General features: G+C 66.6%; 12 protein-coding genes. 4 read left to right on the forward strand and 8 right to left on the reverse strand.

The annotated features are described in order from the left end of the window. Positions 1 to 55: 55 nt before the first annotated feature. The 6 genes from LJ725_RS12115 to LJ725_RS12140 form a co-directional block, all read right to left on the reverse strand. On the reverse strand, positions 56 to 1,030 hold the full coding sequence (locus LJ725_RS12115) for an ABC transporter ATP-binding protein (protein WP_230550909.1): 975 nt from the start codon (positions 1,028 to 1,030) through the stop codon (positions 56 to 58). After that, positions 1,023 to 2,012, reverse strand: a complete 990-nt coding sequence (locus tag LJ725_RS12120) for an ABC transporter ATP-binding protein (RefSeq protein ID WP_230550910.1) — start codon at positions 2,010 to 2,012, stop codon at positions 1,023 to 1,025. Before LJ725_RS12120 ends, LJ725_RS12115 begins: the two co-directional genes overlap by 8 nt. Further along, positions 2,009 to 2,902, reverse strand: coding sequence for an ABC transporter permease (locus tag LJ725_RS12125; protein WP_230550911.1), 894 nt, complete (start codon positions 2,900 to 2,902; stop codon positions 2,009 to 2,011). The genes LJ725_RS12120 and LJ725_RS12125 overlap by 4 nt, the downstream gene beginning before the upstream one ends. A gap of 7 nt (positions 2,903 to 2,909) precedes the next feature. After that, positions 2,910 to 3,857: an ABC transporter permease gene (locus tag LJ725_RS12130; RefSeq protein WP_268990595.1), complete on the reverse strand. Its 948-nt coding sequence runs from the start codon at positions 3,855 to 3,857 to the stop codon at positions 2,910 to 2,912. A gap of 30 nt (positions 3,858 to 3,887) precedes the next feature. Then, positions 3,888 to 5,483 carry an ABC transporter substrate-binding protein gene (locus tag LJ725_RS12135; RefSeq protein WP_230550913.1) on the reverse strand — a complete coding sequence of 532 codons (1,596 nt, stop codon included), beginning with the start codon at positions 5,481 to 5,483 and terminating at the stop codon, positions 3,888 to 3,890. Between the two features lie 87 nt (positions 5,484 to 5,570). Beyond that, entirely contained in the window at positions 5,571 to 5,948 is a 378-nt protein-coding gene (locus LJ725_RS12140) for a VOC family protein (protein WP_230550914.1), read from the reverse strand. Positions 5,949 to 5,996: 48 nt separating this feature from the next. On the opposite strand from LJ725_RS12140, the gene LJ725_RS12145 reads away from it, so the two are divergent. Beyond that, positions 5,997 to 6,782 carry an HpcH/HpaI aldolase family protein gene (locus LJ725_RS12145; protein ID WP_230550915.1) on the forward strand — a complete coding sequence of 262 codons (786 nt, stop codon included), beginning with the start codon at positions 5,997 to 5,999 and terminating at the stop codon, positions 6,780 to 6,782. A 113-nt stretch (positions 6,783 to 6,895) separates the two neighbouring features. Continuing rightward, positions 6,896 to 7,567, forward strand: coding sequence for an imm11 family protein (locus LJ725_RS12150; protein ID WP_230550916.1), 672 nt, complete (start codon positions 6,896 to 6,898; stop codon positions 7,565 to 7,567). Between the two features lie 3 nt (positions 7,568 to 7,570). Here LJ725_RS12150 and LJ725_RS12155 read toward each other — a convergent pair whose 3' ends face one another. Continuing rightward, complete coding sequence (locus tag LJ725_RS12155; RefSeq protein ID WP_230550917.1) at positions 7,571 to 9,223, reverse strand: thiamine pyrophosphate-binding protein; 1,653 nt, start codon at positions 9,221 to 9,223, stop codon at positions 7,571 to 7,573. Between the two features lie 14 nt (positions 9,224 to 9,237). Continuing rightward, positions 9,238 to 9,870, reverse strand: coding sequence for a 2-hydroxychromene-2-carboxylate isomerase (locus tag LJ725_RS12160; RefSeq protein ID WP_230550918.1), 633 nt, complete (start codon positions 9,868 to 9,870; stop codon positions 9,238 to 9,240). A 46-nt stretch (positions 9,871 to 9,916) separates the two neighbouring features. Between LJ725_RS12160 and LJ725_RS12165 the strand changes: the two genes are divergently transcribed. Continuing rightward, positions 9,917 to 11,386: an FAD/NAD(P)-binding protein gene (locus tag LJ725_RS12165; RefSeq protein ID WP_230550919.1), complete on the forward strand. Its 1,470-nt coding sequence runs from the start codon at positions 9,917 to 9,919 to the stop codon at positions 11,384 to 11,386. 13 nt (positions 11,387 to 11,399) lie between these two features. Next, positions 11,400 to 12,995, forward strand: coding sequence for a GMC family oxidoreductase (locus LJ725_RS12170; protein WP_230550920.1), 1,596 nt, complete (start codon positions 11,400 to 11,402; stop codon positions 12,993 to 12,995). Positions 12,996 to 13,005 lie beyond the last annotated feature (10 nt).

Here is a 13,005-nt window from a genome sequence, read left to right on the forward strand (position 1 = left end):
CGTCTGTGAGCGCGCGCGACTCCCTCTCATGGCAGAGGCGCGTATGCCGAAACGCCTAGCGCAGGTGGCAGGAGACCTGGTGTCCCGGGGCGATTTCGCGCAGCGAAGGAACCTCGACCTTGCAGCGGGCCACGGCGTAGGGGCAGCGGGTGTGGAAGTGGCAGCCCGGCGGCGGCTTCACCGGGCTGGGCACGTCGCCCTGCAGCACCAGCTTCTTGCGCTTGATGGCGGGGTCCGGCACCGGCACGGCCGACAGCAGGGCCTCGGTATAGGGGTGCTGCGCGTTCGTGAAGATCGAGCGCGTGTCGGCGTACTCGACGATGCGGCCGAGATACATGACCGCGATCTGGTGGCTGATATGCTCCACCACCGCGAGATTGTGCGAGATGAACAGGTAGGAAAGCCCGCGCTCGCGCTGCAGGTCCATCAGCAGGTTGATCACCTGGGCCTGGATCGAGACGTCGAGCGCCGACACCGGCTCGTCGCCGACGATCAGCTTCGGACCCAGGGCCAGGGCACGGGCGATGCCGATGCGCTGGCGCTGGCCGCCGGAGAACTGGTGCGGGTAGTTCTTCATCTGCGCCGGACGCAGGCCGACCCGCGCGAACAGCGCCGACACCTGCTCCTCGCGCTCCTTCTTGTTGGCAACGCCATGGACCAGCAGCGGCTCGCCCACGATGTCGCCCGCCGTCATGCGCGGGTTCAGCGACGAGAAGGGATCCTGGAAGATGATCTGCATCTCCCGGCGATAGGGACGCAGCTCCGCCTTGGACAGGCCGATGATCTCCTGGCCCTCGACCTTGATCGAGCCCGAGGTCGGCTCAACCAGGCGCATGGCGGCCCGGCCGGCCGTGGTCTTGCCGCAACCGGACTCGCCCACGAGACCCAGCGTCTCGCCGGCATTAACGGTGAAGGTCACGCCGTCGACGGCGTAGACCTGGCCCACGGTGCGACGCAGCAGGCCCTTCTTCACCGGGAAGTGCTTCTTGAGGTCCCTGACCTCGAGGACGGGGGGATTTGCGCTAACCATTGGTGTGCCAGCAAGCCGCCCAGTGACCGGGCTGCTTCTCCTCGTAGGCCGGGCGTTCGGCACGGCATTTGTCGTCGGCCTTGCTGCACCGGGGCGCGAAGGCGCAGCCGGTCGGCAGGTCGAACAGCGGCGGCACGATGCCGGGGATTTCCTGCAGTCGCTCGGCCGAGCGGTCGGTCTGCCCGCGCATCAGGTCGAGGCGCGGGATCGAGTTCATCAGGCCGGTCGTGTAGGGATGGAGCGGCCGGGCGAACAGCTCGCCCACGCTCGCTTCCTCGACCTTGCGGCCGGCGTACATCACGATGACCCGGTGCGCCGTCTCGGCGACGACGCCGAGATCGTGCGTGATCAGGATGACCGCGGCGCTGAACTCGCGCTGCAGTTCGACGATCAGCTCGAGGATCTGCGCCTGGATGGTGACGTCGAGCGCGGTCGTCGGTTCGTCGGCGATCAGCACCTTCGGATTGCAGGCCAGCGCCATGGCGATCATCGCGCGCTGGCGCATGCCGCCCGACAGCTGGTGCGGATACTCCTTGGCGCGCTGCGCGGGCTCGGGGATGCGGACCAGATCGAGCATCTCGATCGCCCGCTTCATCGCCTGCTTGCGGTCCATGTCGCGGTGCAGGATGAGCGATTCGGAAATCTGCTTGCCGATCGTCATCACCGGATTGAGCGACGTCATCGGCTCCTGGAAGATCATCGAGATCTCGTTGCCGCGCACGTCGCGCATCTCCTCCTCGGAGATCTTGAGCAGGTCGCGGCCGGCCAGCCGGATCGAGCCGGACACGATGCGACCCGGCGGATCCGGGATCAGCCGCATCAGCGACAGCGCCGTCATGCTCTTGCCGCAGCCGGATTCACCCACGATGGCCAGCGTCTCGCCGGCAGCGACCTCGAAGTCGACGCCGTCGACCGCCTTGACGATTCCCTGGCGCGTGTAGAACCACGTGCCGAGATCGGACACTTCCAGAAGTGAACTCATGTACGCTGTCTCGGATCGAGGATGTCGCGCAGGGCGTCGCCCAGCAGGTTGGTGCCGAACACCGTGAGGCTGATGGCGACGCCGGGGAAGATCACCAGCCACGGCGCGGTGCGGACATACTCAGCCGCCGATTCAGAGAGCATGCGGCCCCACGACGGATAGGGTTCGGGGATGCCGAGACCCAGGAAGGAGAGCGACGCCTCGGTCAGGATGGCCGAGCCGAGCTGGGCGGTGCCGAGGACGATCAGCGGCGCCAGCGTGTTGGGCAGGACGTGCCGGACGGCGATGCGCATCTCGCCCATGCCGATCGCCCGGGCGGCCTCGACGAAGGGCTGTTCCCGCAGCGACAGGGTGCTCGACCGCACGACGCGGGCCACGCTCGGCACCAGCGGGATCGCGATGGCGATGATGGTGTTCTGCAGCGACGGTCCGAGCGATGCCGCCATGACCAGCGCCATCACCAGCAGCGGCAGCGACTGCATGATGTCCATCAGGCGCTGGGTCGCCAGATCGAACCAGCCGCCGAGGAAGCCGGACATCAGGCCGATGGCGACGCCCAGGATGCCGCCCAGCAGCGTGGCCCCGACGGCGACGGCGAGCGAGATGCGCGCGCCGAAGACGATGCGGCTGAACATGTCGCGGCCCATGAAGTCCGCGCCCAGCCAGTAGGTGCCGCCCGGCAGGGCGAGCGACGCCCGCGAGTTGGTCGACAGCGGATCGTGCGGCGCGATGAAGTTGGCGAACAGGGCTGTCAGCACGAAGAGCAGCACGAGGAGTGCCCCCACCGCGCCGAGCGGATAGCGGCGGGCGAGGAAGCCCGCCTGGCTCCAGAAGCCCGAGACGTTGGCGCCGGCCTTGGCCAGAGCGGCATCGTGGTCGATGACAGCCATGGGCGCCTCAGTCCGCGTACTTGATGCGAGGGTCGAGGGCCATGTAGGCCATGTCGACCAGGAAATTGACGACGACCACGCAGAAGGCGATCAGCATCACCAGGTTCTGCACGATCGGGTAGTCACGCCACAGGATGGCTTCGACGAGGAAGCGCGCGACGCCCGGGATGTTGAACACCGTTTCCGTCACGATCAGGCCGCCGACCAGGAACGCCGCCTCGATGCCGATGATGGTGACGACCGGCAGCAGGGCGTTGCGCAGCGCGTGCACGTAGTTGACCGTGGTCTGCGAGGCGCCCTTGGAACGCGCCGTGCGGATATAGTCCTGTCGCAGCACCTCGAGCATGGACGATCGCGTGAGGCGCATGATCAGGGCGGAACTTCGGAACCCGACGGCGGCGGCCGGGATGCTGAGCAGCAGCATCTCGTCGATGAAACTTCGCGGCTCGTTGGTGTAGATCGGGATCATGCCGAACCACTGGACCGACGCCATCAGGATCAGCAGGCCGAGCCAGAAGGACGGAAGCGACAGGCCGCTCAGGCTGATGATGCGCAGCAGATAGTCGACGACGGAATTCTGCCGGACGGCGCTGATGACACCCAGCGGCACGCCGAGGATGACCGAGAAGAAGAGCGCGAGCCCCGCCAGCTTGGCGCTGATCGGGATGCGCGGCGCGATCTCCTCGAGGGCGGGACGCTCGGACACGTAGGCGAAGCCGAGGTCGCCGCGCACTAGGCCGCCGATCCATTGCAGGTACTGGTCGAAGATCGGGCGGTCGAGGCCAAGCTCGCGGGCGATCTTGGCCTTCTCCTTGGGATCGGCGATGCCCGCTGAGTCCACCAGAATGTCGGCGATGTTGCCGGGCACCAGACGCAGCATGACGAAGATGAGTACCGACATTCCGAAGAGTGTCAGAGCCATCAACAGTACGCGGCGGGTAAGATACGCTCCCATCCTCGTCGTGCCTCCGTCCGGCGGGCCGGTTTACTTGTCGAGCCAGACGTCTTCGAGACGCCAGCCGTTGTAGATGCTGTTGTGCTGCAGCACGAGGTTCTTCACGGCCGGCGCCCAGCAGGTATTGGCGACGCCGTGCGTGATCGGCGGCCGCGCCGCGTCCTTGAGCAGGGCCTGCTCGATCTTCGACACGAGGACCTTGCGCTTGGCGACGTCGGTCTCGGCGGACTGCTCGTCGATCATCTTGTCGATCTCGGGATTCTTGTACGCCGTGTAGTTGCGGTCCGACGTGCTGTAGAAGTTCTCGTAGAAAACGCCATCCGGATCGTCGAGGCCGGCGCCGGTCAGGTTCATGCCGACCTGATAGTTCTTCTGCTGGATCTTGTTGTACCAGATCGTGGTGTCGATCGGCTCGAGCTCGCCGTCGATGTAGATCTGCTTCAGCTGGTCGATGAGGATGACCGCCGGATCGCGATAGATCGCGATGTTGCGCGTCGCCACCTTGATCTTGAGCGGCTTGTCCGGACCGTAGCCCAGTTCCTTCATGATGCCGCGCGCAACCTCGCGGTTCTTCTCGATGTCGGGCCCGAAGCCGGGGAGCTTCTGCAGCTCGTCCTGCGTCATGCCCCAGACGCCGGCCGGCGGCGGCAGCATCGTCGCGCCGCGCAGGTCGTTGCCCTGGGCCAGGATGTCGCTGAACGGGCTGCGGTCGAGCGAATAGACGAGCGCCTCGCGCAGCCTGGGATTGTCGAACGGCGGGGCGTCCCGGTTGACCAGCAGGTTGCTGTGGACGTTGGTCGGCCGTGCCTCGCAGATCGCATCCTTCTTCTGGTCCTTCACGTCCTTCAGGAGCGGAAAGGTGATGTCGGAATCGAAGGTCAGGTCGAACTCGCCGGCCACGAAGCCCAGCACGCGGGTGCTGCGGTTCGGCACGATCTTGAACTCGATGGCGTCGAGATAGGGGCGTCCCTTCCGCCAGTAGTCGGGGTTGCGCACCAGCTTGATGGCCTCGTTGCGCTTGAAGTCGGCGACCTTGAACGGGCCTGTGCCGATCGGCTTGGAGCGCATCACCCGCGCCTCGACATGGCACGGATAGACCGGCGAATAGCCGGCGGCCAGCATCGACATGAACGAGGGCTGCTGGCGCTCCAGCGTGAACGTCACCTCGTTGTCGCCGTTGGTGGTGATCTCCTTGACGTTCTTGTACCAGACCTTGCGCGGGTTCTTGCGGATGATCTCCTGCTTCTCGTCGCCGCGCAGCGCGTCCCACGTGCACTTCACGTCCTTGGACGTGAACGGCTTGCCATCGTGCCACTTCACGCCTTCGCGCAGCTTGAAGGTAAGCTTGGTCTTGTCGTCGTTCCACGACCAGCTCTCGGCGAGCTCGGGCACGATCTTGTCGGGACTGTTGATCTTCTCCTTCGGGTCGAAGAAGACGAGATTGTTGAACACGCCCATGAACGGCATGTTCACCGAGATCGTCGCTTCCTCGTGGATCGAGGCGCTCGGCGGATTGTCACGATGGGACACACGAAGTGTCCCGCCCTGCTTCTGTGCAAAGGCGGGAGCGGACAGCGCGACGGCGGCCACGAGACCGCCGGCAATGGTTGCCAGGCGTTTACGCATTTCAATCCTCCCAGAGACACGCTCGTTGGCGTGATTCTTCTTCCCCGTTGCCCGGGAGGCTATCACATCGTGTGCGACGGCCAAGCCTTAATGCGCCGGACCCTTCAGTTCTATCTGGTTGCCTTCCGGATCATGGAAATAGACCGAGGGACCGTTGCCTTCGGCACCGTAGCGATCGACCGTTTCGCCGACCGATATGCCGAACGGCGCGAGCCGCATGACGATGGCGTCACGATCGAACGGCTCCACGCGGAAGCAGAGATGATCCATGTTCGGCGCGCCGGACGAGGCGTCCGTCGCGATCAGGTCGAGCAGCGAGGCGCCGGCCCGCATCTGCACCAGGTTCAGCCGCTCGAGGCGCCGCTCCTCGCGAAACCCCAGCGCCTGCTCGTAGAAACGGACCATGCCGGCGAGATCGCGGACGCGCAGCACGACATGATCGATGCGTTCGACACGGAAGGTCATGGCGAATAGCCTCCTTCGGGCAAGGGCATGAAAAGCATGGAGGAGAGAATGGCGTTCGCCGTCAATGCCGCCAAGGCACGTCTGAAGAAGAACGAACTGTCGATCGGCATCGGCATCCGGCTGGTCCGCAACGTCGACATCGTGAAGGTGATGAAGGCGGCGGGCTTCGACTGGCTGTTCATCGACCTCGAACATGGATCGACGTCGATCGAGACGGCGTGCGAGATCGCCATTGCCGCCCAGGATTCCGGCATCGCGCCCATCGTGCGCGTACCGTATGGCGAACTCACCATGGCGACGCGCGTCCTCGACGGCGGCGCGCTGGGCATCGTCGTTCCACATGTCGACACGCCCGAGGAGGCGAAGGAGATCGCCGACAAGCTGCGCTATCCGCCGCGCGGCCATCGCTCGGTGGGCGGCGGCCAGGCGCAGTTCGACTACGAGCCGATGCCGCTCGGCGAGATGACGACGAAGTCCGACGAGAACACGCTGATCGTGGTGATGATCGAGACGCCCAGGGCGGTCGAGAATGCCGAGGCGATCGCGGCGGTGCCGGGCATCGATTGCCTGCTGGTCGGTTCGAGCGACCTGTCGATGGAAATGGGCATCCCGGGCGACACCGGCAACCCGAAGGTCCAGGCCGCCGTCGACAAGGTCGTCGCCGCCTGCCGGAAGCACGGCAAGTGGCCGGGCATGGGCGGCGCCTACACCGAGGAGCTGCTCAAGATCTACACCGACAAGGGCATGAAGTTCCTGCTGGCCGGCAACGACCTGCCGATGCTGACCGCCGCCGCCCGCGCGCACCAGGCCAAGGTGCGGGCGTTCCAGAAATGAACCGACGGGATCTGGGCCTTGGGCCAGCCAGGGACTTCCAACTCCTGATTCCGTCCTCCTACGGCAACACTCTAAAGGCCTCGGGCCCAGTCGGACCTCGCCCCGACATACGCATGGTCGGGGCGCAGGACGAATGTGCACCGAGCCGGTTGCCTCGGTGGATTGCCGATAAGAAGTTCACCTTCCGGCGGATGTCCCATCCTCTGCCGGACCTGGACGGCCGGGAGATTGTCCAGAACATCTACCACTACGACGACTTCTTCATCGCTTCAGAGACGATAAGGAACTTCCTGATCAGGATCGCAGGGGGCGAGGCGGAAGCCGTTCGGATCGACGTCCGCCACGACGATGGAAAGTCACCGCGAGAAGCTTACTTCGCGGTGAAGATCCTGCGCACGATCGACTGCATCGATCTGACCAGATCGCTAGTCAACCGCGGACATCCCGCCTTCCGCGAGGACATCGTGCCCTTCGAACAGGACCTTACCTCGCTCAGCCTCACGTCCGAGCTGGCATCGGAGTTCGCGAATGTCGATGGGGCGAAGTACGTCTCGTGCCCGCGCTGGCAGCGCGCCAAATCAATCACGCTGATCGAGAGTCGAATACCGGCCGGCACAACGGTGTTCCAGCCTGCATTCTGGCCAGGTCACCTGATCGCAACGGAAGATTTCGACTCCGAACTTGCAAGCCTCTGTTCGGGCGTTTCCCTTGGATACTGCTCCTGGCGTCTTCCCCTTTCCGACCCTCACGGCGCTCACATGCGGCTCATGCAGGATCTCAGATAGCGTCTACCGCTTCCCCTCGATCTCGATCTCGATGAGGTGCGGCTTGCCGGACTTGAAGGCGGCTTCGACGGCGGCCTTGATGTCGTCGGCCTTCGAGACATAGGTGCCGGCGACGCCCATGCCCCTGGCGAGATCGACGAACCCCATGGTCGGGCCGGTCAGGTCCATGTGCATGTAGGGCTTGTTCGACTTCACGTCGAAGCGCGCGCGGTAGGCGTCGATATTGTGCTTGAGCACGCGGTACTCGCGGTTCGCCAGGATGACGAACACGATCGGCAGGTCGTGATGGGCCGCGGTCCACAGCGCCTGGATCGAGTACATCGACGAGCCGTCGCCCGAGACACAGAGGACCGGCCGCTTGGTCTGCGCGACCGCGACGCCGATGGCGCCGGCAAGGCCCTGCCCGATGCCGCCGCCGCGGCCGCTGTAGTAGTCGCCCGGTCCCTTGAAGGTGAAGGTCTTGAAGAGATCGAGGTTGGCCGTGATCGTCTCATCGACAACGACGACGTCCTCCGGCGAGCCCGCATGGATCTCGGCCATCGCGCGCGCCATCGAGGTCGGCGTGCGCGACCAGGCCTTCTCGACGCGGGCCTTCTGCGCGGCATCGTCGGCATCCTTGCGGGCCTTCATCGCGTCATTTCGCTTCTTCGCCGCCGCGGCATCGACACCCGTCAGCGCGGCATCGAGCGCTTCGAGCGCCGCGCCGGGGTCCGCCAGCACACCGGCATCGAGCGCGAAATTGTAGGCGAGACGCGAGGCGCCGGCCTCGATCTGCAGCACCCTGGTGCCCGCCGCGAAGGGCGAACCCGGCCCGTACCACACCTCCTCGAAGAACGGCCCACCCACCATCAGTACAAGATCGTTCTCGGCCAGCTGTTTGGCGACGCCCGGCGCGTCGAAGGCCAGCGTGCCGCGATAGGCCGGATGATCGGTCGGAAAGGAATTCTGGCCGCGCAGGCCCTGGAACCACACCGAGGCACCCAGCTTGTCGACGAGCTTGACCAGCGTCCTGTCGGCACCGGCGCGCGCGATGTCGTCGCCCGCCACGATGGCCGCGTTCTTCGCGGCGGCCAGCAGCTTCGCCATGGCGGCGATGCCCGCCGGATCGGGACGGGTCGCGGTGTAGGAATGGCCGGGCTTGCCGGCGGGGATCGAGGTCTCCTGCTCCATCACGTCGATCGGCAGTGCCACGAACACCGGGCCGGCCGGCGCCTCGTTGGCGATCTTGAAGGCGCGCTGGAGGATCGGGCCGAGTTCGTCGGCGCGCTCGACCTGCACGCTCCACTTGGTGACAGGCGCGGCGATGGCGGCAAGGTCGTGGCCGAGGATCGGATCGCGCAGGCGCATGCGCGTGTCCTGCTGGCCGGCCGTCACGACCATCGGCGAACTGTTCTTGAGGGCGCTGTAGATCGCCCCGATGGCATTGCCGAGGCCGGGCGCCACGTGGAGGTTCACGAAGGCGGTCTTGCCGCTGGCCTGCGCATAGAAGTTGGCCGCGCCGGTCGCGACGCCCTCGTGCAGGTGAACGATGTACTGGAGCTCCGGATAGTCGGGCAGCGAATCGAGCAGCGGGCTCTCGGTCGTGCCCGGGTTGCCGAAGATGCGATCGACGCCGTGATTGATGAGCGTTTCCAGAAGGACCTGACGTCCGCGCATTTGATCTCTCCCTTTCAATTTCCCTGCTTCGACCGCAGCGCATCCAGCGCCCGGTCGACGAATCCCAGCCGGTCCTGCCCCCAGAAGCGCACACCATCGACGATGAAGGTCGGCGCCCCGAACACCTGCAGCGCCTCGGCCTCCTGCGTGAAGGTCCGGTAGGCCGCCTGCACCTCGGCACTGGTCTCCGCCTGGTGCAGCGCGTGTCCGTCCATCCCGTTCTCCTCGGCGATCGCGATCCTCACCTCGGCCGACGCCGTGTCGCGCTCCTCCGCCCACAGGGCGCGCAGCAGCGCGTGGCTCAGCCGGAAGGCATCGAGACCGCGCAACTGCGCGGCGATCACCATCCACCCGGGCCGTTTGTTCCAGTCCGGATCGGCGACCTTCTCCGGATAGTAGCGGGGCCTGAGCGCCAGCGGCATCTGCAGGTAGCGCCGCCAGCGGTCCAGTTCCTCCTCGTGATACGAGCGGCGGGCCGGCGGCCGCGTGCGCAGCGGCACGCCACCGGTCCGCGGAACGATCTCCTGGAAGTCGAACGGCTTCAGGACCAGCCGCACCTTGTGGCGCCGCACGATGTCCTCCAGTTGCGGCCCCATGAGATAGGCCCAGGGCGAGGACAGGCTGTAGAAGCACGGCAGTTCAATCATGCGGGCGGCCCTGCTAAGGAAATCCGTGGAGGGTCAGAAGCACGGCATGGACGGTGTTGTCGAGCGGCATTCGGCGGGCCTGGACGCGCTGGAGAAGATCGCGCGCCACGATCTGGCGCGATTGAACTATCCGGCGGCCAACTGGGTGCCGGAGAAGACCGGCCCGGACGGAAGGCGCGTGCTCGACGTGCTGGTGGTCGGCGCCGGCATGTGCGGCCAGACCGTCGGCTGGGGCCTGATGCGCGAGGGCGTCCGCAACATCCGGGTGATCGAGCGCAACACCCACGGCCACGAAGGGCCGTGGAACACCACCGCGCGCATGCCGATCCTGCGCTCGCCCAAGCATCTCACCGGGCCCGATCTCGGCGTTCCGTCCCTCACCTTCCGTGCCTGGTACGAGGCGCAGCACGGCGCCGAGGGCTGGGAGACGCTCTACAAGATCGCGCGGCTCGACTGGCTGTCCTATCTCCTGTGGGTGCGCAAGGTCGTCGACCTGAAGGTCGAGAACGGCGTGTCGTTGCTGAAGGTCGAGGCGGCGGGCGATTTCCTGCAGGCGAGCCTGTCGACCGGCGAGACGGTGCTGACCCGCAAGCTCGTGCTCGCCAACGGCCGCGACGGATCGGGTGGCTTCCGCTGGCCGTCGCTGCCCTCGTTCGATCCGGAAGACCCGGCCCGCGCCGGCCGCGTCTTTCACACGCTGGAAGACATCGACTTCGACGCGCTCAAGGGCAAGCGCATCGGCATCCTGGGCGTGCTCGCGACCGCGATCGACAATGCCTGCACGGCGCTGGAGGCTGGCGCGCGCGAGGCGATCTGCTACGCGCGGCGGCCCCACCTGCCGCAGGTCAACAAGTCGAAGGGCGTGTCCTTCCCGGGCTTCCAGCGCGGGCAGGGCATGCTGGACGACGACTGGCGCTGGAAGATCTACACCTACATGCTGGCCGCCGGCTCGCCGCCGCCGCACGAATCGGTGCTGCGCGCCCAGAAGCTGCCGGGCTTCGCCTTTCGCTTCGCCGAACCCTGGCTCGACATGAGGATCGAAGGCGATGGCGTCGTCGTGAAGACGGCCAGGGCGACGGAGCGCTTCGATGCCGTGCTGATCGGCACCGGCTTCGACGTCGACCTGTCGCGCCGGCCCGAACTCGCGTCCTTCGCCGGCAATGCGACCCTGTGGGGCGACCGACGCTCTGCCGAAGAGGCGCAGGCCAACGCCGAGGCGGCCCGCTATCCCTATCTCGGTCCGGGCTTCGAGCTGGTCGAGAAGGTGCCGGGGCGCACGCCGCATATGGGCGACATCCATCTCTTCAACTGGGGCAGCATCCTCAGTCACGGCGCGCTGGCCGGCGACATTCCCGGTCTCTTCGTCGGCTCGACGCGCCTCGTCCAGGCGATCTCGCATGCGATGTTCCGCGCGGACATCGACCGGCACGTCCAGAACATGTTCGCACAGGAAGACCCGGAGCTGGCGCCGACCGACTATTTCGTGCCGCGCGACAAGCGGTCCGGCACGCTCTGAAAGGGAGAGAGACATGCAGGCGGATTATGTGGTCGTCGGCGCGGGATCGGCCGGCTGCACGGTCGCGGCGCGCCTCAGCGAGACCGGCGCCTCGGTGATCCTGCTGGAGGCCGGTCCCAGCGACTGGCATCCGATGATCCACATTCCGGCCGGCATCCGCTCGCTGATCCGCAATCCGCTGGTGAACTGGAACTTCACGACCGAGCCGGAGAAGGGCTCGGGCGATCGCCGCATCGAATGGCCGCGCGGCCGCACGCTGGGCGGCTCGAGCTCGATCAACGGCATGCTCTATGTGCGCGGGGCGCCGGCCGACTTCGACGGCTGGGCGCAGATGGGCTGCCGCGGCTGGAGCTACGACGACGTGCTGCCCTTCTTCATGAAGTCCGAGCAGTACGTGCAGGGCGGCGACAAGGAGGTGCGCGGCCAGGACGGCCCCCTCAAGGTCGAGGACTATCGGACCATCCTGCCGCTCACCCACCGCTTCGTCGAAGGCGCGCAGCAGGCGGGCATTCCGTTCAACCCGGACCTCAACGGCAAGACGCGCCAGGGTGTCGGCTACTCGCAGATGACCCGGCGCGGCCGCTGGCGCGGATCGACGGCGCAGACCTATCTCCGCGAGGCGCGCGGCCGTCCCAACCTGCGCGTCGAGACCAACGCGCAGGGCGGCAAGCTGATCTTCGAGGGCAGCCGTTGCGTCGGCGTCACCTTCCAGCGCGGCGGCAGCCTCACGGAAGTGCGCGCCAATCGCGAGGTCATCGTCTCGGGCGGCGCGATCAACTCGCCGCACATCCTGCAGATCTCCGGCATCGGACCGGCCGCGCACCTGCAGTCGCTCGGCATCCCGGTGGTGCACGACCTCGCCGGAGTCGGCGGCAACCTGATCGACCACTATGTCGTGCGCGTCGTGCATCGCGTGAAGGGGGCCGAGACGGTCAATGAGATTTCGCGCTTCCCGCGCGTGCTGCCGGAGATCCTGCGCTTCGCCCTGACCGGCCGCGGCGCGCTCACCTTCGGCGTGACGACGGCGCAGGTCTTCTGCGACAGCCGCGAGGGGCTGGCCTCGCCCGATCTGCAGCTTCTGTTCACGCCGGGCAGCACCCATCCGCTGAAGTTCGGCCAGCTCGACGAGGAGCCCGGCATGAGCTGCGTGGTCTGCGTCGTGAAGCCCGACAGCCGCGGCACCATCATGGCGGCGTCCGCCGATCCCTTCGCGCGGCCGCACATCAAGCCCAACTACCTCTCGACGCATACCGACGAGCTGGCGCTGCTGGGCGGCGTCCGGCACGTGCGCCGCATCTTCGCCGCCCCCGCCCTCGCCCAGCACAGCACCGGCGAAATCCAGCCCGGGCCCGACGTGAAGACCGACGCCGACCTGCTGGCCTATGCCCGCCGCGCCGGCAATACCCTCTACCACCCGGTGGGTACCTGCCGGATGGGCGAGGATCCGCGCGCCGTCGTCGATTCGCGCCTGCGTGTGCACGGCCTCCAGGGCCTGCGCGTTATCGACGCCTCGGTGATGCCGACGCTGACCACCGGCAACACCAACGCCCCCACGATCATGATCGGCGAGAAGGGCGCGGCGATGATCCGGGAAGACGCGGCCGCATAAATCGCCGGAC

This window comes from Reyranella aquatilis (assembly GCF_020880995.1).
GTDB lineage: Bacteria > Pseudomonadota > Alphaproteobacteria > Reyranellales > Reyranellaceae > Reyranella > Reyranella aquatilis.

What these genes read in the sequence shown, in the direction of transcription:
- LJ725_RS12170 (WP_230550920.1), top strand. Translation starts at nt 11,400, where the DNA reads ATGCAGGCGGATTATGTGGTCGTCGGCGCGGGATCGGCCGGCTGCACG.
- LJ725_RS12115 (WP_230550909.1), bottom strand. Translation starts at nt 1,030, where the DNA reads ATGGTTAGCGCAAATCCCCCCGTCCTCGAGGTCAGGGACCTCAAGAAG.
- LJ725_RS12130 (WP_268990595.1), bottom strand. Translation starts at nt 3,857, where the DNA reads ATGGGAGCGTATCTTACCCGCCGCGTACTGTTGATGGCTCTGACACTC.
- LJ725_RS12145 (WP_230550915.1), top strand. Translation starts at nt 5,997, where the DNA reads ATGGCGTTCGCCGTCAATGCCGCCAAGGCACGTCTGAAGAAGAACGAA.
- LJ725_RS12150 (WP_230550916.1), top strand. Translation starts at nt 6,896, where the DNA reads ATGGTCGGGGCGCAGGACGAATGTGCACCGAGCCGGTTGCCTCGGTGG.
- LJ725_RS12155 (WP_230550917.1), bottom strand. Translation starts at nt 9,223, where the DNA reads ATGCGCGGACGTCAGGTCCTTCTGGAAACGCTCATCAATCACGGCGTC.
- LJ725_RS12140 (WP_230550914.1), bottom strand. Translation starts at nt 5,948, where the DNA reads ATGACCTTCCGTGTCGAACGCATCGATCATGTCGTGCTGCGCGTCCGC.
- LJ725_RS12160 (WP_230550918.1), bottom strand. Translation starts at nt 9,870, where the DNA reads ATGATTGAACTGCCGTGCTTCTACAGCCTGTCCTCGCCCTGGGCCTAT.
- LJ725_RS12125 (WP_230550911.1), bottom strand. Translation starts at nt 2,902, where the DNA reads ATGGCTGTCATCGACCACGATGCCGCTCTGGCCAAGGCCGGCGCCAAC.
- LJ725_RS12135 (WP_230550913.1), bottom strand. Translation starts at nt 5,483, where the DNA reads ATGCGTAAACGCCTGGCAACCATTGCCGGCGGTCTCGTGGCCGCCGTC.
- LJ725_RS12165 (WP_230550919.1), top strand. Translation starts at nt 9,917, where the DNA reads ATGGACGGTGTTGTCGAGCGGCATTCGGCGGGCCTGGACGCGCTGGAG.
- LJ725_RS12120 (WP_230550910.1), bottom strand. Translation starts at nt 2,012, where the DNA reads ATGAGTTCACTTCTGGAAGTGTCCGATCTCGGCACGTGGTTCTACACG.